Source organism: Lonepinella sp. MS14435 (genome assembly GCF_042485795.1).
Taxonomy (GTDB): domain Bacteria; phylum Pseudomonadota; class Gammaproteobacteria; order Enterobacterales; family Pasteurellaceae; genus Lonepinella.
This window is the reverse complement of record NZ_CP169368.1, coordinates 1,546,769-1,569,237: the sequence shown is the minus strand read 5'-3', so window position 1 is coordinate 1,569,237 and position 22,469 is coordinate 1,546,769. Positions and strand designations below refer to the sequence as shown.

Sequence of the window (22,469 nt, the reverse complement as noted above, 5' to 3'; positions counted from 1 at the left end):
CAACAATTTTTTAAATGAAGAAGTGATTATGAAAGAAAAAGATATCTCGGTATTTAAAACCTTTAAACGGCTATGGCCAACAATTAGTGTGTTTAAAGCAGGGTTAATCGCTGCCGCTGTGGCATTAATATTAAATGCGTTGGTGGATTCAGGTTTAATTTATTTACTCAAACCATTGCTAGATCAAGGTTTTGGTCAAGCAGATCATTATTTTCTTAAATTAATGGCAGCTTTAGTGGTGGTCTTTGTTCTCTTTCGTGGTGTTACCAACTATATCGCAAGTTATTGTCTAGCATGGGTATCGGGCAAAGTGGTTATGACTTTACGCCGTCGTTTATTTAAACATTTGATGTTTATGCCAGTCAGCTATTTCGATCAAAATCCAACAGGGCGTTTACTTTCTCGGGTAACTTATGACAGTGAAATGGTGGCGAGTTCTTCTTCTAGTGCTTTAGTGACGATTGTGCGTGAGGGAACTTATCTCATTTCGCTCTTTGTGGTGATGATTTATACCAGTTGGCAACTGTCTATTGTACTGTTTATTGTCGCTCCGATTATTGGTGTGTTAATCGGTATCGTGTCAAAAATCTTCCGTCAATTAAGTCGTAATATTCAAGATAGTATGGGAGCATTGAGTATTACCACTGAACAAATGCTGAAAGGGCATAAAGTGGTATTGTCTTTTGGTGGACAAAAAATAGAAGAACAACGCTTTAATGAAGTCAGTAATGATATGCGACGTAAAGGTATGAAAATCGTTTCTGCGGACGGTATTTCAGATGGTGTTGTACAGCTTATTGCTTCTTTAGCTCTTTCGGCTGTGCTTTATGTCGCAACATTCCCTGAAGTGATGAGTGAAAATTTAACCGCAGGATCTTTTACTGTGGTGTTTTCTTCTATGATGGCAATGATGCGTCCATTGAAATCCTTAACTAATGTCAATTCACAGTTCCAGCGAGGTATGGCAGCTTGTCAAACTCTGTTTGAATTTTTAGATTTAGATACAGAAAAAGATAATGGAACTTATGAAATAGAGCGTGCCAAAGGTGATGTACAGTTTAAAAATGTGAGCTTTGCTTATCAAGGCAAAGAAGAGCTTGCTTTAAACAATATTTCCTTAACTATTCCAGCAGGTAAAACGGTTGCTTTGGTAGGGCGTTCAGGTTCAGGCAAATCGACTATTGCCAACTTATTAACTCGTTTTTACGATATTGAACAAGGTGAAATCTTGTTAGATGGCGTAAATATTCAAGATTATCGTTTAGCTAATTTACGTCAACAATGTTCTGTGGTGTCGCAACAAGTACATTTATTTAATGATACGGTTGCCAATAATATTGCTTACGCTGCTACGGATAAATATAGTCGAGAACAAATTATTCAAGCTGCCAAAGCCGCTCATGCTATGGAATTTATTGAAAAGTTACAAAATGGTTTAGATACCGTGATTGGTGAGAATGGAGCGAGTTTGTCAGGTGGTCAACGTCAACGTTTAGCGATTGCTAGAGCTTTGCTACGTAATTCGCCAGTATTAATTTTAGATGAAGCCACTTCTGCATTGGATACTGAATCCGAGCGAGCAATTCAATCCGCATTGGAAACATTACAAAAAGATCGTACCGTTTTAGTGATCGCACATCGTCTATCAACTATTGAAAAAGCTGATGAAATTATTGTCATTGAACATGGTGAAGTCAAAGAACGAGGCAGTCATGCCGAGCTTTTAGCTCAGGGTGGGGCTTATAACCAATTACATTCTATGCAGTTTTCCCATTAAATTTCAATTTGGGCGTTGCTCTGAACGCCCTCAATTTCAACAATAAGGATTAACAATGAATTTCTGGTACTCAAACACAAAAATAGCCTATTTATTGTTACCTTTGTCATGGCTTTTTGGCTTAATCAGTAGCTTTCGCCGTTTTTTGTTTAAATCTAAGATTTTAAAGTCTTACCGTTCACCCGTACCAGTTATTATCGTTGGGAATTTATCCGTTGGCGGAAATGGCAAAACCCCAGTGACTATTTGGCTGATAGAACAATTACAACAACGAGGTATAAACTGCGGTGTAATTTCTCGTGGTTATGGAAGTCAATCCGATTATTATCCCCGATTAGTGAATGTGAATGACGATCCCATTCAATCAGGCGATGAACCTTTGCTTATTGTTAAACGTACAGGCGTGCCTGTGTGTATTTCGGCTAATCGTCAACAAGCCATTGAATTGTTATTAAAACAACATCAATGTGATCTGATTATCAGTGATGACGGCTTGCAACATTATAAATTACAGCGAGATATTGAAATTGTGGTAATGGATGCGGAGCGAGCATTAGGCAATGGGTTTTTATTACCAGCAGGACCATTACGAGAAAAAGAGAGCCGATTAAACAGTGTAGATTTTATTATTAGCAATGGTGCAGAAAATGCTTATGCAGATGCTGTGATGAAACTGGTTCCCCATTATGCGATTAATTTAGTGACAACAGAAAAGCGATTATTGGGTGAAATAAAACAAGCTCAGGCTATGGCTGGTATTGGTAATCCGCAACGTTTCTTTACAATGTTACAGGGTTTAAATATTCAGCTAACGAAAACACAAGCCTTTGCTGATCATCAAATGTATAACGCAGAATTATTTAGCCAATTTGATAACAATCAACCTTTATTAATGACCGAAAAAGATGCAGTGAAGTGCGGTGCATTTGCACAGCAAAATTGGTGGTATGTACCTGTCGAAGCAGAAATTACCGCAGTGGCAAAATCTCCCCAAAAAATCACCGCACTTTTAGATAAAATTATTAGCTTAACAAAGGATCGAAAATGACAAATTTTAGTGTAATTATTCCAGCCCGTTTTGCTTCAAGTCGTTTACCTGGTAAACCTCTTGCCGATATTGCAGGCAAGCCGATGATTCAACACGTATGGGAAAAAGCCCAACAATCAGGTGCAAGCCGTGTAATTGTAGCAACTGACAATGAGCAAGTGGCTCAAGCGGTGGTTCATTTTGGGGGTGAAGTTTGTATGACTTCCGAAAAACATAATTCAGGTACAGAACGCCTTGCCGAAGTAGTAGAAAAATTAGGTTTGCCAGACGATGAAATTATTGTGAATATTCAAGGTGATGAACCGTTAATTCCACCTGTTATTGTGCAACAGGTGGCAGAAAATTTACAAAAATATCAAGTAAATATGGCAAGCCTTGCGGTCAATATTGATGACCCAAAAGAATTATTTAATCCGAATGCAGTGAAAGTATTAACCGATAAAGACGGTTACGTTTTATATTTCTCTCGTGCGGTGATTCCTTGGGATCGTGATCAATTTGCTCTTTTACAAAAAGGTGAGCTAACTCAAGCCGAATTAAAATTACAACCTCATTACTTGCGACATATTGGTATTTACGCTTACCGAGCAGGTTTTATCAAACAATATGTACAATGGCAATCAACAGCATTAGAACAAATAGAAAGCCTAGAACAGTTACGTGTGTTATGGAACGGCGAACGGATTCACGTTGAACGGGCAAAAGAAGTTCCTGCGGTAGGGGTGGATACGCCTGAAGATTTGGCAAAAGTGCGGTTAATTTTAGGATAGTTTTTTGAACGGAAATAGCGAATTTTCTCTCTATTATATCGTTAGTATGTAATGTATTTTATCTGTTATTTTTAATTAAGAGGGTTTTATGTTAGACAAAATTATAGGTTCTGTATTAAGCAATATATTAGGTGGTAGTTCAAATAATGCTACTTCGTCATCAGTGATTACTGATGTACTTGGTGGATTATTAAAAAAACAGGGTGGAATGGAGGGGATTTTTAACCAGTTACAACAAGGCGGTTTGGAGGATTTACTCAATTCGTGGATCGGTACGGGTAAAAATGAACCTTTAAATGCTGAACAGGTTAATGAGGTTTTTGGTGATGAAACCATTGACCAAGTGGCAGAACAAGCTGGTGTAGATAAATCACAAGCTCAAGATATTCTCTCACAGGCTTTACCACAAGTGATCGATATGTTGACTCCAAAAGGTCGTGAGGGGGGTGTTTCAACCGATATTTTGGCACAACAAGCAGAAACAGTTCAACAGCAAGATAATGGCTTTGGCTTAGATGATCTTATTGGTGGGCTGGGCAGTATGTTAGGCGGTAAACAATCATCCAATACACAATCTTCATCACAAGGTGGATTAGGTGATTTGCTTGGGCAACTGTTAAATCAACCAACCCAAACCAGCCAAACCAAAGAACCGAGTGCAAATAATGAATTGGCTCGTGATATTGGTTCGGTCTTGAATAATTTTTTTAAATAAGTCATTACCTCTCACTAAATAAGGGCGAAAGCCCTTTTTTTGTATCATAAATTAATAATCCCAATTATTCATCGTCATTTCTCTTTCATATTGCTTTACAAGTGAATTTAAATCCATTAACATGGCTACTTATTTTTTATAGAAAAATAAGTAAATTCAAAAATTAATTAGACAAGTAGGTATCTTATGAAAAAAGCACTTCTCGCAACGTTATTATGCTCTTTAGCTGTTTCTGCTCAGGCTCACCGTGTTTGGGTGGTAACGGATCACACACATGGTGATGAAATTTTAAAAGCAGATTTGGGGTATGGTGAATTTCCCACATTAGAACAAATTCCTGAAAAACGTTTGCATTTCTTCGATCGTGGTATGGTGTTGCTTACTCAGCAAGGCAAACAAAAATTAGTGCAAAAGGGCGATAAAAATTACCATTTTGAAACAGAAAAGCCTGTGCAAGAGGGGAGCTATATTGTCGCAGCGGAATATAAACCGACCTTTTGGTCGAAAAATGCAGAGGGCTGGAAACAAGCTGATATGAAAGAAACTGCTAATGCAACCTATTGTGAACTGACTTCAATGTATGGTAAAAATATTGTCAATGTGGGACATGAAAGTGCAGGCATTGATGTGATTACCAAGCAAGTTGGTCATGAACTGGAAATTGTGCCGATGGATAATCCAGCTAATATTAATGTGAGTGATTTATTTAAAGTCAAGGTACTTTATCGTGGTGAACCGTTACCAAATGTAACCTTAACAGCGACCTTTGATGGTTTTGACACGGCAGATAATAGCAAAACCCACAAAGTGGAAGCTCAAGCCTTTTCTGATGTTACTGCTGAAGATGGTTCGGTAAATATTATTCCATTACGTCAAGGTTTTTGGAAAGCTCAAGTCACTTATGAAGTACAGTTTAAAGATCCAACCCAATGCCAAGTGGCAAAACATTACGCCACATTAACTTTTAATATTGGTAAACAATATCATTAGTTGCAATCTGTTGGGTGATTTGGCATAATAAAAAGGAACAATTTCTTCGACAAAATTGTTCCTTTGAGTTAAATGAGATGAATGCTACATCATGCCAGTGGTATCACCCTTGAGCGATACACAAAGCAGCACAATAATCAACCATTTAACTATAATTAATATAGTTTTTAGTTTCATATTTTTATCCTTATTGGTAAAAAAACTAAACAATAAAGATCTGCTTGCAACCCGTCAGGGGCAAACTGGCGGATTGCGATGCAGATCCACCTACTTTTGATGTTTATCAAAAGCTGGCGTATTATATAAAACCTTGTATATAAGTACAAGGTTTTTGTTTTTCATCACAAGATAATTATTATGTTCGATCACAAATCTTTTCTCAAAAACGTTACTCACAGTCCCGGTGTTTATCGTATGTTCGATAACACCGATACGGTGATTTATGTGGGAAAAGCTAAGGATCTGAAAAAACGCCTTACCAGTTATTTTCGTGCAAATTTATCCAGTAAAAAGACCGAGGCATTAGTTGCAGCCATTTATCGTATTGAAACCACGATTACCAGTTCTGAAACCGAAGCCCTGTTGCTCGAACATAATTACATTAAAACCTATCAACCACGTTATAACGTGTTGTTGCGTGATGATAAATCCTATCCTTATATTTTGCTGACCAAAGAGCGCCATCCGAGATTGACCGCCTATCGAGGTTCAAAGAAAATTGCTGGGGAATATTTTGGACCTTATCCTCACGCAGGAGCAGTGCGTGAAACCTTGTCTTTGTTACAAAAATTATTCCCCGTGCGACAATGTGAAAATTCTGTATATAACAACCGTTCTCGTCCTTGTTTACAATACCAAATCGGGCGTTGTGCTGCTCCTTGTGTGAATGGATTGGTGACAGACGAAGAATATAATGCCCAAGTGGAATATGCACGTTTGTTTTTGCAAGGTAAAGATAGCCAAGTGCTAGAGCATTTAATCGGCAAAATGGAAAAGGCAAGTGCTACGTTGGATTTTGAAAATGCGGCACGTTATCGAGATCAAATTCAAGCTGTGCGATCCATTATTGAAAAACAATTTGTCAGCCAAGATCGCCTAGACGATATGGATATTATTGCCATTGCTTACCAGTTGGGCGTAGCCTGCGTACAGGTGCTGTTTATTCGGCAAGGAAAGGTATTAGGCAATCGTAGTTATTTCCCCAAAGTACCAGCCAATACAGATTTGAGCGAGTTGACCGCAACTTTTGTAGGACAATTTTATTTGCAAGCTCACCAAGGGCGAACCGTGCCGAATACCATTGTAGTAGATCATAAATTAGACGAAAAATCTGAATTGGAAACCTTGCTTAGTGAGCAAGCGGGTCGCAAAGTCGTTATTCAAGATGCGGTAAAAGGCAACAAAAGCAAATATTTACAGCTCGCCCAAATGAACGCTAAAGCAGCGTTGAGCCTGAAATTAAAAGAAACCAGTTTAATGAGCGAACGTTATCAAGCCTTACAACATCTGCTCGGTATTGAAAAAATTCAGCGGATGGAATGTTTTGATATTAGTCATACGATGGGAAAACAAACCGTGGCATCTTGCGTGGTATTCAATGAAAACGGAGCATTAAAATCCGATTATCGCCGTTTTAATATTGAGGGCATCACTGGCGGCGATGACTATGCAGCCATGGAACAAGCCCTGAAAAAACGCTATGATCGAGAGCTAGAAACCGACAAAATCCCTGATGTGATTTTTATTGACGGCGGCAAAGGGCAATTAAATCGGGCTTTGCAAGTGTTTGAACAGTTAAATGTAAAATGGGATAAAAAAAGACCGCACTTAATCGGTGTGGCAAAAGGCGTGGATCGCCGAGCAGGGCAAGAAACCCTGATTTTAAGCAAGTTCGGTAAAGAAATTCATCTTGATCCCGATGATTTAGCGTTGCATTTAATTCAACAAATCCGCGATGAAAGCCACCACCACGCCATCACAGGACACCGCAAAAAACGTCAAAAAGCCTTTACCCAAAGTGGCTTAGAAACCATTGCAGGCGTAGGAGCAAAACGCCGCCAAGCCTTGTTAAAATATCTCGGCGGTATGCAAGGGGTGAAAAAAGCAACCTTAGATGAAATTGCCAGCGTCCCAGGGATCTCCAAAGCGTTGGCGGAAGTGATTTTTGAAACCTTAAAAAGCTAGAGTAACCATTTATGCAACCGATCATCGAAACTCACCCATTTCCTCCCGTGTTACCGCCACAAGCGACAGTAATGATGATGGGAACCTTTCCGCCAACCACCGAAAAGCGTTGTATGGCATTTCATTACCCGAATTTTCAAAATGATATGTGGCGAATTTATGGCTTAGTGTTTTTTAACGATAAAACCTATTTTCAAGTAGAAAATGAAAAACGTTTTGATCCTGAACGCATTAAATCATTCTTAATTGAACGACATATTGCCACTTGTCCAACGGTACGCAAAGCCATTCGTGAACAGGGTAACGCATCAGATAAATTTTTGAAGATTATTGAACCCGTCAATTTATCTGATGTACTTAAACAGTTACCAAACTGCCAATGGATTTTTACTACAGGTGGAAAAGCGACAGAAATATTATGTAATTTACTGCCAGATAAATTAAAAGAACCAAAAACCAATGAATTTATTGATTTCCTATTTGAGGGTAGAGAACTTAAATTATATCGCTTACCATCAACTTCAAGGGCTTATCCATTAAGCCTTGAGAAGAAAGCAGAATCATACCGAAATTTTTTCAAATTAGCGGGTGTTTTATAAGGAAAACAAAATGTTAGATAACACATTATTAGGCCTAACCCATGAACAGCAACAACAAGCCGTGGAGCAAATCCAAAAGTTAATGGAGCAAGGGATTCCAGTTGGGCAGGCGATTAAAATGGTAGCGGAGCAGTTGCGTAAAGAATTTGATAGAGATGAAAAGTAAAAACTGCGGTATTTTCTATCGCAGTTTTTTCATCTAAATCAATAAATTAAAGAATAATACTACCAACCACAGACAACCCAAATCCTACCAAGCCAATTAAGGTTTCTAGTGCAGTCCACGTTTTAAACATTGTTTTGGTATCAATTTCAAGGAAGCGGCTGATGAGCCAGAAACCACTGTCGTTGACGTGAGAAAGTACCGTTGCACCAGATGCAATGGAAATTACGATAAAACATAAATCAAATTCGCTTAATCCTGTGGTGACGGCGACTGTTGGGGCGATTAATGCTGATGTAGTAGTAATTGCTACTGTCGCTGAACCTTGAGCTACACGCAAGGCAGTGGAAATTAAGAATGCGGCGACAATCACAGGCATACCCGTATCGGAGAGCATATTCGATAATACATCACCGATACCACTTGCACGCAATACACCACCAAACATTCCGCCAGCACCCGTCACTAACACAATAACACAAATTGGACCTAAGGCGTTGTCGCAAATTTTTTCAATTTGTTCCACACTACGTTGTTCTTTCTATAAAATGATGGTAACTAATAACGTAATGAGTAAGGCGACAGGCGTTTTACCGAGTAACCGTAGGCTTTCCACCCACAGTGCAGAACCGTCAATTAATTTCATGACAGCGAATGTATTTAACACGGTATCCAACATAATTAAGCAAAGTGGAAGTAACAAAATAAACATAACTTTGCGGAAACTTGGTGGATTTAATACCGCAGTTTCATTGATTGGTGCTGCATTTAGAAAGGATTTTGGTAACGGTAATTGGAGTTTTCGTCCCAAGAATGTGCTGTATAAATAAGCTGCAAAATACCAAGTCGGTAGGGCGATGACAATACCAATTAGGGTGAGCAAACCGATATTTGCCCCTAATAAATCCCCTGATGCCACAGGACCAGGATGTGGAGGTAAGAAAGCGTGTGTTACCGCAAATGCTCCCGCTGCAGGGAACGCATAACGAAATAATGAACCGCCAAATTGTTTTGCTACGCTAAAGATAATTGGCAACATCACCACTAAACCAGCATCAAAGAAGATTGGGAAGCCGAATAGTAACGATGCTACACCTAACGCAAATGGGGCTTTTTCTTCACCAAATTTATTGATTAATGTGTCAGCAAGCACTTTGGCACCACCTGTAATTTCAAGCAAACGCCCAATCATTGCCCCTAAACCCACTAACAATGCTACGCTGGCAAGCGTTCCACCAAAGCCGTTTAACATTGTGGGGAGAATTTTATTGATAGGTATATCCGTGACCGAAGCGGTCAACAAACTGACTAGAACTAATGCCACAAAAGCATGAACTCTGAACTTGATGATAAGTACAAGTAACAGAGTAATTGATGCAATAAGGGTTAAAATTAACATTGTGTTCTCCTTATGATGATATTGTTACTGGTAACATACTAATTTTTCTAAATTAGGTAAAGAATATTTTGCTAGAATTGTGACAGACCTCACATTCTTTCAAAAAATAGTTAAAATTTAGTCAATGAAAAATAAAAATTAGTGATCTGGATCACAAAAATAAATGTTACCAGTAACCTAGTTGTGAAATTTTTGGTTAGAATAGAGTAAATTCAAAATTTAAAAGGAAAATTTGATGAGTGAAACAACATGCCAAGGCTCAAGTTTTATCTTAATGGGCGTTTCCAGCACAGGCAAAACTTCCGTTGGTACGGCAGTGGCAAATAAATTGGGGTTAAAACTGATAGACGGTGATGATTTACACCCGAGAGCCAATATTATCAAAATGGGACAAGGGCATCCGCTTAATGATGAAGATCGCTTGCCTTGGCTAGAACGTATCCGAGATGCCGCTTTTAGTTTGGAACAAAAAAGCGAAAAAGGCATAATTGTGTGTTCTGCCTTAAAGAAAAAATACCGTGATTTGATCAGAGAGGGCAATAAGAACGTAAAATTTATTTTTTTGCACGGCAGTTTTGAGCTGATTTTGCAGCGAATGAAACAACGCAAAGGGCATTTTATGAAAGAAGAGATGCTGAAAAGCCAATTTGATACCTTGGAAATTCCACAAGCCGATGAACCCGATGTAATTGCCATTGATATCGATGGTAGTTTTGATGAGGTGGTGGATCGGTGTGTGAAAGTGTTGAAACCTTTTCTACATTTACACAGCAACGAATAAAGTCTATAATTCATTCACAGGTATTTTTAGGGGGAAGTTATGTTTAAAGAAAAAGGTTATGACGAATTTGTGAATGAATGTGTTCGTAAAGGTCGGGAAGAAAAACAGGCTGGGTTAGGCTTTACTTTAGAACAAGCAAAATCCAGTTCTAAACAAGTGATTGAACGTAAATCACAAGAATTAGATGATTTTATTAAAAATGTTGCTTATGCCTAAACTGACAATTCTTCCACAAGCGTTACAGCAGATAAACGAAATTTTAGTCAATGTTGTTGAATTTACAGGATTTGATGTGAGTGCTATTCGGTTATCTGATGAAATCTATGAAAAAATAGAACGAATCACTTTTATGCCACTTGCTATTGGGCGTTTGCGAGATGATGGTTCAAGAGAAGCCTTTGCAAGAAAATATAGAATTGTTTATGATTTTGATGAAATTGCAGATGAAGTGGTTATTTTGTCAGTAATTCATAGTAGTAGAATCTATCCTCGCCCTGAAAACTAAGTAATATCAAACCGTTTCCCCTAAATGAATATCGTACCCCAAATTAATAATACGGCTTTGTTGGGGAATACCGTTAATTCGATTAAGTAATTCTTGAGCAGCGACTTTGCCAATTTCCAATCTTGGGGTGATCACTGTTGCGAGTTGTGGCGTGAGTGATTGCCCTACGTCATGTCCATGAAATCCAGCAATAGCAATTTGTTCAGGAACTTGAATACCTAAACGTTGACATTCAAATAATGCTCCAATAGCTAAGTCATCATTAGTACAAAAAATACCATTGATTTCAGGATGTTGCTTTAAGGCTTGTTGTAAATATTCCGCCCCTAGGGTAAAAGATGAGGCTTGCAATGATCCAATCGTCATTGGCGTTAAATGGTACTTTTTCATTGCCATTTTATAGCCTTGCTGTTTTAACAAGGTGCGTTTATCTTGGCGAGAGGAAAAATATACAATATGTTGATAGCCACGCAAAATCATGGTTTCAACCATGGCTTGTGCTGCAGCAATATTATCAAAGCCCACCACTTGCTGAATGCCCAATTCCGTGGTATCCATAATTTCAATCACGGGAATATTGGCAATTTCCAACATTTTTAAGGTGCGTTTACTGTGTTGATTTTCTGCTAGAATCAAGCCGTCTACATTATAGGACAGCAGGCTTTCAATCCGTTGTTGTTCTTTTTGTTGACTATAACCATAGTGAGCCAACATGGTTTGATAGCCCGCTTGATCGGTGATAATCTCAATGCCTTTTAATACATCCGCAAACACTGCATTGGTTAAAGATGGTAATAACACACCAATCGCCCGACTTTTTGCATTAGAAAGCATATCGGGTGCCTTGTTCGGAATATAACCAAATTGCTCAATGGCAACCGCAATACGTTCCCCCGTTTCAGCCGCTACGGTATCTGGATTGCGTAAATAACGACTGATGGTCATTTTAGTAATGCCGAGATGATTGGCAATATCTTGTAAGGTTGGGCGTTTTTTTTTTGTTTGCATAAATAAGCTGTAAATCAATATGTTTTGTGGAATTATAATACACTAAATTGGCAAAATTACAGTATAATCATTGATTATTTCGTGACAAAAAGGACATATACAATGACAAACACATCAACAGAAAATATTCGCCTAACCCAATACAGCCATGGGGCAGGCTGTGGTTGTAAAATTTCACCGAAAGATTTGCAAAATATTTTGCAGTCGGAATTGGAAAGATTTGCTGATCCGCATTTGTTGGTGGGTAATGATACGGCAGATGATGCGGCTGTTTATGATATTGGTAATGGTATAGGTATAATTAGTACAACAGATTTCTTTATGCCGATTGTGGACGATCCTTTTGATTTTGGACGTATTGCGGCGACCAATGCAATCAGCGATATTTATGCCATGGGCGGTAAACCGATAATGGCGATTGCGATTTTAGGTTTTCCGTTGAAATTGTTACCTGTGGACGTAGCACAAAAAATAGTCGATGGTGGGCGTTTTGTGTGTCATCAAGCAGGGATTTCCTTAGCTGGCGGTCATTCTATTGATGCACCAGAACCGATTTTTGGCTTGGCGGTAACGGGGATTATTGACACCGAAAAAGTGAAGAAAAACGCCTCGGCAATAGCGGGGTGTCAGCTTTATTTAACTAAACCGTTAGGGATTGGCATTTTAACCACGGCAGAGAAAAAAGGTAAATTGCAGGAACAACATAAAGGGCTTGCCACGGAGACAATGACGAAATTGAATAATATTGGTGCGGAATTTTCAAAAATTGATGGTGTAAAAGCGATGACCGATGTGACAGGGTTTGGCTTATTGGGACATTTGTTGGAAATGTGCGAAGGGGCTGATTTACAGGCAGAAGTACAATTTAATCAGCTTAAAACCCTTGATGGCGTATTGGATTATATTGCTCAAGGTTGTACACCAGGTGGCACAGACCGCAATTTTGCGAGTTATGGACATAAAGTGTCAGCATTAACCGATGTGCAAAAAGCGATTTTATGCGATCCACAAACTTCGGGTGGTTTGTTAATTGCTATTGAACCGCAAGTTCATCAACAAGTTTTTGATGTGGCTCAACAAGCAGGAATTGAATTGATACCAGTCGGTCGTTTAATTGAAAAAACAGATGAAAGTGCGGTGAAAATTCGGGTGATTTCTTAATACTTTTACAAAAGAAAAAAACCGCTATCGAATAGGGATAGCGGTAAGTCTTTACATAATAAAAGATTTGAAAAAAACGACTGCTATATTAAGGATCAAAATAAGCAGTGCACTAGCAATTAATCAGACTAGAGATTTTTAAATTAGTTCAGATTTTTTTTAGATTTTGTAAAAAATCTCCAATTTGTGCCTCAATCCCTTTTGCATCTAATCCTAATTCTACCAACATTTCCTGTTGTGTGCCTTGTGGAATGAATCTATCAGGTAAACCAAGTTGTAAAAGTGCGGTAGGTTTTGGTTGAGAAATTAATACTTCTGCTACACCCGATCCAGCACCACCTTGAATGGCATTTTCTTCTAAGGTTACAATTAACTCATGAGTTTTGGCAATCTGTTTAATACAATCCACATCTAATGGTTTAACAAAACGCATATCAATCACTGTTGCATTAAGTTTCTCTGCAACTTCTAGTGCATTCGGTAATAATGTGCCAAAATTCAAGATGGCAATTTTTTCCCCTTGTTTAACAGGTTTTGCTTGCCCGATCACTAATTCGTGTAATGGTTCAAGTTTCACGCCAACTGCATTACCACGAGGATAACGCACTGCAGCGGGCTGACCACATTGATAGCCCGTGTAGAGCATTTGACGGCATTCGTTTTCATCACTTGGGGTCATTATGATCATATTAGGAATACAACGCATAAAACTTAAATCAAATGCCCCTTGATGAGTTTGCCCGTCCGCTCCCACAATACCCGCACGGTCAATAGCAAATAGTACGGGCAAATTTTGAATAGCGACATCGTGGATTAATTGATCGTAGGCACGTTGCAAGAAAGTAGAGTAAATGGCAACAACAGGCTTATAACCACCTATTGCTAAGCCAGCCGCAAACGTCACGGCATGTTGTTCCGCAATGGCAACATCAAAATATTGTTCGGGAAAACGTTCAGAAAATTCTACCATGCCCGAACCTTCACGCATGGCAGGCGTAATTCCTACTAATTTTTCATCTTTTTCTGCCATTTCACATAACCAATCACCAAAGATTTTGGAATAAGTTGGTTTACTACTGGATTTTGGTAATTCGCAACAGCTTGGATCGAACTTTGGTACACCATGATAACCAATGGGATCTTTTTCCGCTGGGGCGTATCCTTTGCCTTTTTTGGTACGAACGTGCAAGAATTGTGGACCTTTAAGATCTCTCATATTACTTAAAGTAACGACTAAATCATCAATATTGTGTCCATCAATAGGACCAATATAGTTAAAACCGAGTTCTTCAAATAAGGTACTTTCGGGAGAAAACATTACACCTTTCATGTGTTCTTCCGTTTTTTTCATAAAGTTTTTAATCGTAGGAACTTTATTTAAAATTTTCTTGCTACTATCACGTACCGTAGAATAAATTGAACCTGAAAAAAGACGTGCAAGATGATTATTCAATGCCCCGACATTTTTAGAAATGGACATTTCGTTATCATTTAAAATGACCAACATATCGGTATGCACTGCACCCGCATGATTCAGGGCTTCAAACGCCATACCTGCAGTAATCGCACCATCTCCAATAACACACACCGTTTTTCGCCCTGCATTTTCTTTTTCAGCGGCAATGGCAATACCTAAACCTGCACTAATTGATGTAGAAGAATGTCCCACGCTTAATACATCAAATTCGCTTTCTTCACGCCACGGAAAAGGGTGTAAACCGTCTTTTTGGCGAATAGTTGACATTTGCTCACGGCGACCCGTTAGAATTTTATGCGGATAGGCTTGATGTCCTACGTCCCAAATTAATTGATCGAATGGAGTTTTATATATGTAATGTAATGCCACAGTTAGCTCAACACAACCTAAACCAGAAGCTAAATGACCACTACTTTGGCTCACGCTTTCGAGTAAATATTGGCGTAATTCATTGCATACTTGGGGGAGTTGTTCTTTGCTTAATGAACGCAAATCATCAGGTGAATTAATATGTGAAAGTAGCGAGTAATCAGTCATAAGGTTATGGGTTTAATGTTAATGATAAAATTGGGTGTATTCTACTAGCTTTTTCGGCTAACTACAAATTCCGCTAAAGATAACAGAGCGGTAGTATCAAATGGCATTTCTGCCAGATTTTGCACCGCAGTTTGATATAACTCGTGTGCTTTTTGTTTTGCACCATCAAGTCCGAGCAGTTTGGGATAAGTGCTTTTACCTAAATCCAAATCCGATCCCACTGGTTTACCGATTTCTGTTTGTTCGCCCACAATATCCAAAATATCATCTTGCACTTGAAATGCCAGTCCGATCGCTTTGGAATAATTTTCAAGCTGTTGAGCCAAATTTTGATTACCAAATTCAGGCGAACAGATAAAACCCATAGTAACTGCACAACAGAGTAATGCCCCTGTTTTATTGCGATGAATAGTTTCTAATTCCGCTAACGACACCTGTTTATGCTCTGACAGCAAATCTAAACTTTGCCCTAAACACATTCCTTGTACCCCAGATGCACGGCTTAATACCTGCACTAATGCTAATTTTTGCTCAACGGAAAGTGCGGTGTTTTTGGTTAGAATTTCAAAGGCAAAGGCTTGTAAGGCATCACCTGCCAAAATGGCGGTGGCATGATCAAAGGCAATATGGCAAGTCGGCTGCCCGCGTCTTAAATCATCATTATCCATGGCGGGTAAATCATCGTGAATCAAAGAATAAGCATGAATACATTCCAATGCCGCCGCCGCATAATTTAACGCTGTCATCTCTGCCCCGAGCATTCGCCCAGTGGCATACACCAAAAATGGACGAATCCGCTTGCCGCCAAGCAATAAACCGTATTTCATCGCATCGGCTAAAGGTGAGGGCGAGCAATCAATTTCATCAAATTGTGCCAGCATAAAATCGTTAATATGTTGCTGAATATCGGCTAAATCTTGCTTAAAATTATAAACCATCATCTTGCTGTCCTTGTTCATAATCACTGAGTTCTGCGGTGGCATTTTTTTGTAATAAAATCTGAATTCGTTGTTCAGCTTGTTGTAACCGTTGCTGTCCCTGTTTCGCCAGATTTACGCCGCTTTCAAAGGTTTTTAACGCCTCTTCTAAAGGCAAATCGCCACTTTCTAATTGATTAACCACCTGTTCTAATTGAGCAAGCGTGCTTTCAAAATCTAATTCATTTTCTGCTTCTTTTGGTTTACGTGCCATTTTTTATTCCTGTTATTTGCTAAAGTTTAATTATTTTACAAGAAAATAATTAAGTGGGTTATTCTTTTAATTCCCAATGACCGTGTTTACCACGTCCAACATAATTTAATTCACTAATTTCGCTAATATAACGTTCAATGGTTTTTTTACTCATTCCCAGCTCATTTGCTATTGATTGCCTTGTTATTCTAGGATCTAGTTTTATTTTTTCTTTAATAAATAGGATAATTTTATCTTTGTTATTTTCTTGAAGGACATCTCGAGCGACATCTTGAGCGACATCTCGAGCGACATCTCGAGCGACATCTCGAGCGACATCTTGCAATTCAGCATTTTTTCCGACTTTATGGGTCGCTATGGGTTGCAACGGAATTTCAATTTTAAATATTTCCCCCTCAGTAAAAGTGGGTTTAGATTGCGAATAAAGTTGGGTATATTTATAGGTATTCCGCATTCCAGAGCCTAATTCATCTGCCAAGCCAATTTCTCGAAATACTTTTGAAATAGTCGGATTTTTTGGAAAAGGTTCAAAACGCTGTAAATCTAATGTACCAATACCGTGCGGGAGATTGCTGTTTTCAATAGTAATTTTATCTTCTTCAATAATCATTTTGGCAGGAAAACCACCTGAATAGTCACGGTGAGCAAGCGTGTTTGACACAATTTCTCGCAAAATGCGATCTCTGGCACTCACATTAAAAATACCGTCTAACACAAACAGATCATTTAAATGTTTTTGCCCAAATTGAATAAGCCGTTGATAGCTATCAATTAAATTTGTTGTAATGACATCGCGATCATCATAACGATCCTTATTTTCTACCCGAAAAATAGCATCTGTTTTATGTTGTGGTAAGACGGACATAATCGCATTTTCCTTACCAAACAGCAAAATCGCTGCCAGCGTAATCCCTTCTTTATTGGTTTCAGGATCGATCAAAATCAAATTCGCACTGCGTAGCATTTCTTCATTGTTCATTTCGCCCCAAGCGTGATGTTGATTTCGTCCTAATGCCATTTTTCGAGCTTTTTCAATTACTGCTTGATCAAGCAAATCAAGGGGTAAATTTGGATAAACTTTATTGACAAAATAACTGCCTTGCTTGCGAGTGTAGAGTTTGTAAACCTGTTCCGCTTGATCGGTAATATTAATATCGCCTTCAAATGAGCGATCCCAAATTCGCCCATTATGCCGACAGACTTGCGTTCCTTCAGGTACTCGCAGATAAATAATGGTTTTACCCTCTATTTCTATCGGCACAGGGGTTAAATATAAAGGTGGGTAAATTTTTTGTGGATTGTTGATCGCCGTAGTGAGTTCTTTAATGATTTTATCTTGCTTGTCCTGATTTACCCCTACAATCACTTTTTGATCGTTCACCCCAAGAAAAATATGCCCACCAATGCGATTATTGAAAGCACAAATCGTATCAAAAATATCTTTTGTCAACGCATTTTGCGATGCTTTAAATTCCACATTGATTTTCTCACCGAATTGAATCAGCTCTCGTAGTGCTTGTTTTTCCACGATGTCCCCTTTGAATGAACGGCTTTGCGTAGCAGTATTCTACTTGATTTTTCCCGAATATAAAAATTTCCTGTATAATGCCCGAAATTTTTTAGTTTAAAGAGCAACCCAATGAAATTTATCATCAAACTTTTCCCTGAAATCATGATTAAAAGCGACAGCGTTCGCAAACGGTTTATTAAGATTTTAACTAGCAATATTCGCCAAGTGTTAAGCAAACACGATGATACCTTGGCAGTGGTGCGTCATTGGGATTTTATTGAAGTGCGGTCAAAAAATGAAGAATTTCGACCGCAGTTAATTGAGCTAATTGGGCGAATTCCGGGGATCCATCATTTTTTAGAAGTGGAAGAAAAACCCTTTACCGACCTGCATAATATTTTTGAGCAAACTTTGCAACAAGTGGGCGATAGCTTGAATGGCAAAACTTTTTGCGTACGAGCCAAACGCCGTGGGCAACATTCTTTTAGTTCGCTAGAAATTGAGCGTTATGTGGGTGGTGGGTTAAATCAACATATTGAAACTGCCAAAGTGAAATTGAAAAATCCTGATGTTACGGTGCGAATTGAAGTAGAAAATGACAAATTAATCTTTATTAAACAACGCTTTGCTGGCATTGGCGGTTATCCGATAGGTACGCAAGAAGATGTGCTTTCCTTGATTTCGGGCGGTTTTGATTCGGGTGTGTCTAGCTATATGCTGATTCGCCGTGGTAGTCGTGTGCATTATTGCTTTTTCAACCTTGGCGGTGCAGCACACGAAATTGGCGTGAAACAAATGGCGTATCATATTTGGCAGCGTTATAGCAGTTCTCATAAGGTACGCTTTGTTGCGATTAATTTTGAGCAAGTTGTGGGCGAGATTTTGGAAAAAGTGGATAACGGGCAAATGGGCGTGGTGTTAAAACGCATGATGGTGCGAGCTGCCAGCCGAGTTGCTGAACGGTTTGCTATTGAAGCGATTGTTACGGGGGAAGCCTTAGGGCAGGTATCGAGCCAAACGCTGACTAATTTACGTTTGATTGATGAAGCCGCCAGTGCGTTGGTGTTACGACCATTGATTACCCACGATAAAGAGCAAATTATTGCCATAGCAAAACAGATCGGCACGGACGATATTGCAAAATCCATGCCTGAATTTTGTGGGGTAATTTCTAAAAATCCAACGGTAAAAGCGATTCGGGAAAAAATTGAAGCCGAAGAACAAAATTTTGATTTCAACGTATTAGAAAGTGCGGTGCAAAATGCACAATATTTAGATATTCGTCAAATTGCCGAGCAAACCGAAAAAGATGTGGTGCAAGTGGATACCGTTTCTGTGTTAGGCGAAAATGACGTGATTTTAGATATTCGTAGTCCAGAAGAAATCGATGAAAAACCGCTGGTATTAGACGGCAAAACCATACAATTAATGCCATTTTATAAACTTAGTTCACAATTTGGTAATCTTGACCAAAGTAAAAATTATGTACTGTATTGCGAACGTGGAGTAATGAGCAAATTGCAGGCGTTGTATTTGAAAGAGCAAGGATTTGCGAATGTGTTGGTGTTTGGGCAATAGATAGAATTAAGGTGCATTCTTTCGCACCTTATATTTCATGTTTTTCCACTTTTCGAAATGCTCCCACTGGCTCACCCTGAAAAATCTTGCTTGGATCAAATCGCTGTTTTTGTGGTTGCAAACTCAATGGATAGGTTTGTTTTTTTGCCACAATCGCAAACAGATTGGCTAAAGTTTGTTGTTGAATAATTTCAAAATTGAGTAAATGTAACCAGTCAATAATACGACAAGGCAAAAAATGGCGGAACGGTAACGCTGGATTTTGAGGTTGATTTATTTTTTGTTTGAACAGTAATCCGCTAAAAGGGTTGAAAATTGACAAAAACAAATAACCATCATCGGTTAAAATTCGTTGAATTTCCCGTAACAGTTGATGCGGATCTTGCATAAAATTGAGAGTGTTGGCGGATATACAAACATCTACGGATTGGCTTTCAAAAGGCAATTCAACCAAATCCCCTTGAATTAGAGAATAGCTGTTTTGATTAGATAATGCGGTTAAATGACTATTTATTTCTGGACTTAGCACAAAATGATAGGGGAGCGACATTTTACATTCTAGCTCGGCACTTAATCCACCTAGGCGAACTAATTGTTTTCCTGTTATTAAGGGCGAAAATTTGGCAAAATAATCCCCAAGCGTTTCGCAATATTGTTCGCCTTTTGGTAATTGTTGCCAACTAGACGGTAATTTAAAGGCTTTCGCTGATTTCGCTTGCCAACGTATTTGTGCCATATTCAACCTTAGAGAGAGAAACAATGTTAAAAGCAATTCCTGCCCGTAATGATAACTATATTTGGCTTTATTCACGAGATAATTTATCGATAATTGTGATCGATATTCCTGAAATTAAGCCTATCTTATCATTTTTTGAACAAAATCCCTATAAAATTACCGCACTTTTCTTGACCCATAACCATAATGACCATGTTGCTGGTGTGACAGAATTTAAACGCTATTTTCCTGATGTGCCGATTATTGGTCCAACTGAATGTGCGTATTTGGGCTTAACGCAAGTAGTGGATAGGGGGAAAATTGAATTAAATGATTATCACATTGAAGTCATTCCAACGGGAGGGCATACGACAAATCATGTGAGTTTTTTGGTTGACGGTCATTTATTTTGTGGTGATTGTTTGTTTTCAGTGGGTTGTGGTCGAGTGTTTACGGGGGATTATCAGCAGATGTTTGAATCTATTCAACGCTTAAAAGCCTTGCCTGATGATACGTTGATTTGTGCTGGACACGAATATACCTTAGCGAATTTGGCGTTTGCAGAAACCGTATTAGAAGATAAAAGTGCGGTGCAAAAGCATAAAGTTTTGGTTGAATCCTTAAGAAAACAAGGGTTGCCGAGTATGCCAACGACTTTATTGTTAGAAAAGGAAATTAACCCATTTTTGCAGGCAGAAGATTTACCACAATTTATTAAGTTTAGACAAGATAAAGATAAATTTTAATCAAGATATAAGGGTGCAAGTAAAATGCACCCTATACTTAGATCTACATTATAGTTGATAGAAATAGCCCGTTGGATTGCCTTGTTTAATGGTAATTCCTGTTTGCTCTGCATTGGGGAAAACACGTCCAGAAAAGACCTTTTCACCGCCATTGATAAAGATTTCAAACACCGATCTATCTATAAAAATACGAGCAGTGGTGGCTTGTTTTTCAATTTGACAAGAACGAACGGTACCAAATTTTTCTGCAAATTTTTCACCGCAGTTTGAGCGATCTACAATGACTTCACCTTTAGTGGTGTCAACGATAATAGTTAATCCGTTACCATTTTTATCCGCCATTAATATTATTTCGTGACGAATGTTTGGTGCGAAATTGAGTTCTAATTCGTAAATATTATTGGTGTGTTGTCGTTCAGCAAAAGTAGCTTGGGTGGTTCTCAAATTCACCATGCCTGCCACAGGATTTTGACATAATTTGCCATTCTTAATAGAAAGCTGTTTAACTAAAGAAAGACAGCCTTGATAATCATATTTATCCGTTGGATATTCCATATCTGGCAAGGCTAGCCAACTGATACATAACGCTCGACCATCAGGGGCATTAAAGGCTTGTGTCGCGTAAAATTCAAAGCCGTAATCTAATTGTTGTAATGGGGTAGGATTGATGAGTTTTGCTTGTTCTACATCAAGATTATCACCGATTTTGAACATATTTGGATAAATATTTTGATAATCCAATACGGACTTATCTAAGCCTTGCGGACAATAGATTAAGACTGGCTTGTCAGCGACAAAAACAATATTCGGGCATTCCATCATATAGGCAGTGTTATCATTGGCAAAATCAAGATCATTGACGTAATCCCATTGCTGGTAGTCATTATTACGTGCTTTGTAGAGCTTAATAATACCTTTTTTCGCTAAATTTTGACCGCCCACAATGGCATAATATTGTCCATGATAATCAAAAATTTGAGGGTCACGGAAATGATCGGTAACATCATCAGGTTGCTCAATGAGTATTTTATTGAGCTTTTCAATGTTGCCATTCTGATCCATTAACGCCCCAATTTGATAAGGGTGACGCACCCAATTTTCATCACGTACATTGCCCGTGTAAAAGAGAAATAATTTATCACCGAATTGCATGGCGGAACCTGAGTAGGCACCATGACTATCTAAAGGGGTATCGGGATACATGACGGTGCCAGTTTGTTTGAAATGCACAAGATCAGTGCTTTCCGTGTGTACCCAAGATTTTAAGCCATGAGCGGCACCGAAAGGAAAATATTGGTAAAACAAGGTGAATTTACCATTAAAATAGGAAAAACCGTTCGGATCGTTGAGTAAGCCGTGTGGAGTTTCAATATGGAAATGTGTTCGCCACGGTGAAAGTGCGGTGTTTTTTTTAATTTTTTCGATATACTCCGCTGACCAGTCAGCATAAGCACGATAACGTTGTTCTGTAGTAAATGCCATAATTCTCTCCAATGATGATATTTCCTTGTATAGTACCGAATATTTAGCTTTTGAAAAAGCAATATTTGACAGGATAAACCGAATAAATATTCGTTTAATTTGTCGGCAAAAAATGATAAAGTGAATGAAGTTT

The 22,469-nt window shown here is 38.6% G+C and carries 21 protein-coding genes and 1 pseudogene; 14 read left to right on the top strand and 8 right to left on the bottom strand.

Translation table 11 applies throughout. The annotated features are described in order from the left end of the window. Positions 1 to 28: 28 nt before the first annotated feature. The 8 genes from msbA to O1Q80_RS07450 all read left to right on the top strand — a co-directional run bounded on the left by msbA (position 29) and on the right by O1Q80_RS07450 (position 8,249). On the top strand, positions 29 to 1,777 hold the full coding sequence (msbA, locus tag O1Q80_RS07485; protein ID WP_386694088.1) for a lipid A ABC transporter ATP-binding protein/permease MsbA: 1,749 nt from the start codon (positions 29 to 31) through the stop codon (positions 1,775 to 1,777). Positions 1,778 to 1,832: 55 nt separating this feature from the next. Beyond that, a complete protein-coding gene (gene lpxK, locus O1Q80_RS07480) occupies positions 1,833 to 2,825 on the top strand; it encodes a tetraacyldisaccharide 4'-kinase (RefSeq protein ID WP_386694086.1) in 993 nt (330 codons plus the stop codon). Beyond that, positions 2,822 to 3,595, top strand: a complete 774-nt coding sequence (kdsB, locus tag O1Q80_RS07475) for a 3-deoxy-manno-octulosonate cytidylyltransferase (RefSeq protein WP_386694085.1) — start codon at positions 2,822 to 2,824, stop codon at positions 3,593 to 3,595. The genes lpxK and kdsB overlap by 4 nt, the downstream gene beginning before the upstream one ends. A gap of 88 nt (positions 3,596 to 3,683) precedes the next feature. Continuing rightward, entirely contained in the window at positions 3,684 to 4,310 is a 627-nt protein-coding gene (locus tag O1Q80_RS07470) for a YidB family protein (protein WP_386694082.1), read from the top strand. A 186-nt stretch (positions 4,311 to 4,496) separates the two neighbouring features. After that, a complete protein-coding gene (locus O1Q80_RS07465; protein ID WP_386694080.1) occupies positions 4,497 to 5,300 on the top strand; it encodes a DUF4198 domain-containing protein in 804 nt (267 codons plus the stop codon). A gap of 357 nt (positions 5,301 to 5,657) precedes the next feature. Beyond that, positions 5,658 to 7,484 carry an excinuclease ABC subunit UvrC gene (gene uvrC, locus O1Q80_RS07460; RefSeq protein ID WP_386694078.1) on the top strand — a complete coding sequence of 609 codons (1,827 nt, stop codon included), beginning with the start codon at positions 5,658 to 5,660 and terminating at the stop codon, positions 7,482 to 7,484. 11 nt (positions 7,485 to 7,495) lie between these two features. Beyond that, positions 7,496 to 8,083 (top strand): DNA glycosylase, encoded by a 588-nt coding sequence (locus O1Q80_RS07455; protein ID WP_386694076.1) that lies wholly within the window; start codon positions 7,496 to 7,498, stop codon positions 8,081 to 8,083. Positions 8,084 to 8,093: 10 nt separating this feature from the next. Further along, positions 8,094 to 8,249, top strand: a complete 156-nt coding sequence (locus tag O1Q80_RS07450; protein WP_386694074.1) for a YoaH family protein — start codon at positions 8,094 to 8,096, stop codon at positions 8,247 to 8,249. A 46-nt stretch (positions 8,250 to 8,295) separates the two neighbouring features. Here O1Q80_RS07450 and O1Q80_RS07445 read toward each other — a convergent pair. After that, a pseudogene (locus O1Q80_RS07445) lies at positions 8,296 to 9,645 on the bottom strand (GntP family permease). A gap of 235 nt (positions 9,646 to 9,880) precedes the next feature. Between O1Q80_RS07445 and O1Q80_RS07440 the strand changes: the two are divergent. The 3 genes from O1Q80_RS07440 to O1Q80_RS07430 are packed head-to-tail and all read left to right on the top strand — an operon-like array spanning position 9,881 to position 10,931. After that, on the top strand, positions 9,881 to 10,426 hold the full coding sequence (locus O1Q80_RS07440) for a gluconokinase (protein ID WP_386694071.1): 546 nt from the start codon (positions 9,881 to 9,883) through the stop codon (positions 10,424 to 10,426). Positions 10,427 to 10,465: 39 nt separating this feature from the next. Then, a complete protein-coding gene (locus O1Q80_RS07435) occupies positions 10,466 to 10,642 on the top strand; it encodes a hypothetical protein (protein WP_386694068.1) in 177 nt (58 codons plus the stop codon). Further along, a complete protein-coding gene (locus tag O1Q80_RS07430; RefSeq protein ID WP_386694066.1) occupies positions 10,635 to 10,931 on the top strand; it encodes a type II toxin-antitoxin system RelE/ParE family toxin in 297 nt (98 codons plus the stop codon). The genes O1Q80_RS07435 and O1Q80_RS07430 overlap by 8 nt, the downstream gene beginning before the upstream one ends. Positions 10,932 to 10,937: 6 nt before the next feature. Here O1Q80_RS07430 and gntR read toward each other — a convergent pair whose 3' ends face one another. Beyond that, positions 10,938 to 11,939: a gluconate operon transcriptional repressor GntR gene (gene gntR / locus O1Q80_RS07425; protein ID WP_386694063.1), complete on the bottom strand. Its 1,002-nt coding sequence runs from the start codon at positions 11,937 to 11,939 to the stop codon at positions 10,938 to 10,940. A gap of 102 nt (positions 11,940 to 12,041) precedes the next feature. On the opposite strand from gntR, the gene selD reads away from it, so the two are divergent. After that, positions 12,042 to 13,100, top strand: coding sequence for a selenide, water dikinase SelD (gene selD, locus O1Q80_RS07420; protein ID WP_386694061.1), 1,059 nt, complete (start codon positions 12,042 to 12,044; stop codon positions 13,098 to 13,100). Between the two features lie 148 nt (positions 13,101 to 13,248). On the opposite strand, the gene dxs is transcribed toward selD, so the two are convergent. The 4 genes from dxs to O1Q80_RS07400 are packed head-to-tail and all read right to left on the bottom strand — an operon-like array spanning position 13,249 to position 17,833. Then, entirely contained in the window at positions 13,249 to 15,114 is a 1,866-nt protein-coding gene (dxs, locus tag O1Q80_RS07415; protein ID WP_386686426.1) for a 1-deoxy-D-xylulose-5-phosphate synthase, read from the bottom strand. A gap of 44 nt (positions 15,115 to 15,158) precedes the next feature. Further along, positions 15,159 to 16,052, bottom strand: a complete 894-nt coding sequence (ispA, locus tag O1Q80_RS07410; RefSeq protein WP_386696164.1) for a (2E,6E)-farnesyl diphosphate synthase — start codon at positions 16,050 to 16,052, stop codon at positions 15,159 to 15,161. Further along, positions 16,042 to 16,305: an exodeoxyribonuclease VII small subunit gene (gene xseB, locus O1Q80_RS07405; protein WP_386686422.1), complete on the bottom strand. Its 264-nt coding sequence runs from the start codon at positions 16,303 to 16,305 to the stop codon at positions 16,042 to 16,044. The genes ispA and xseB overlap by 11 nt, the downstream gene beginning before the upstream one ends. Positions 16,306 to 16,363: 58 nt before the next feature. Continuing rightward, on the bottom strand, positions 16,364 to 17,833 hold the full coding sequence (locus tag O1Q80_RS07400; protein ID WP_386694058.1) for an RNA-binding domain-containing protein: 1,470 nt from the start codon (positions 17,831 to 17,833) through the stop codon (positions 16,364 to 16,366). A 111-nt stretch (positions 17,834 to 17,944) separates the two neighbouring features. Between O1Q80_RS07400 and thiI the strand changes: the two genes are divergently transcribed. Continuing rightward, on the top strand, positions 17,945 to 19,393 hold the full coding sequence (gene thiI / locus O1Q80_RS07395; RefSeq protein WP_386694055.1) for a tRNA uracil 4-sulfurtransferase ThiI: 1,449 nt from the start codon (positions 17,945 to 17,947) through the stop codon (positions 19,391 to 19,393). Between the two features lie 28 nt (positions 19,394 to 19,421). Here the strand turns inward: thiI and O1Q80_RS07390 are convergent, their stop codons facing one another. Beyond that, positions 19,422 to 20,129, bottom strand: coding sequence for a class I SAM-dependent methyltransferase (locus tag O1Q80_RS07390; protein WP_386694054.1), 708 nt, complete (start codon positions 20,127 to 20,129; stop codon positions 19,422 to 19,424). A 23-nt stretch (positions 20,130 to 20,152) separates the two neighbouring features. Here O1Q80_RS07390 and gloB point away from each other — a divergent pair, with 23 nt between their 5' ends. After that, positions 20,153 to 20,854, top strand: coding sequence for a hydroxyacylglutathione hydrolase (gloB, locus tag O1Q80_RS07385; protein WP_386694051.1), 702 nt, complete (start codon positions 20,153 to 20,155; stop codon positions 20,852 to 20,854). Between the two features lie 48 nt (positions 20,855 to 20,902). Here the strand turns inward: gloB and O1Q80_RS07380 are convergent, their stop codons facing one another. Continuing rightward, positions 20,903 to 22,336, bottom strand: coding sequence for a sucrose-6-phosphate hydrolase (locus O1Q80_RS07380; protein ID WP_386694049.1), 1,434 nt, complete (start codon positions 22,334 to 22,336; stop codon positions 20,903 to 20,905). Between the last annotated feature and the right edge of the window lie 133 nt (positions 22,337 to 22,469).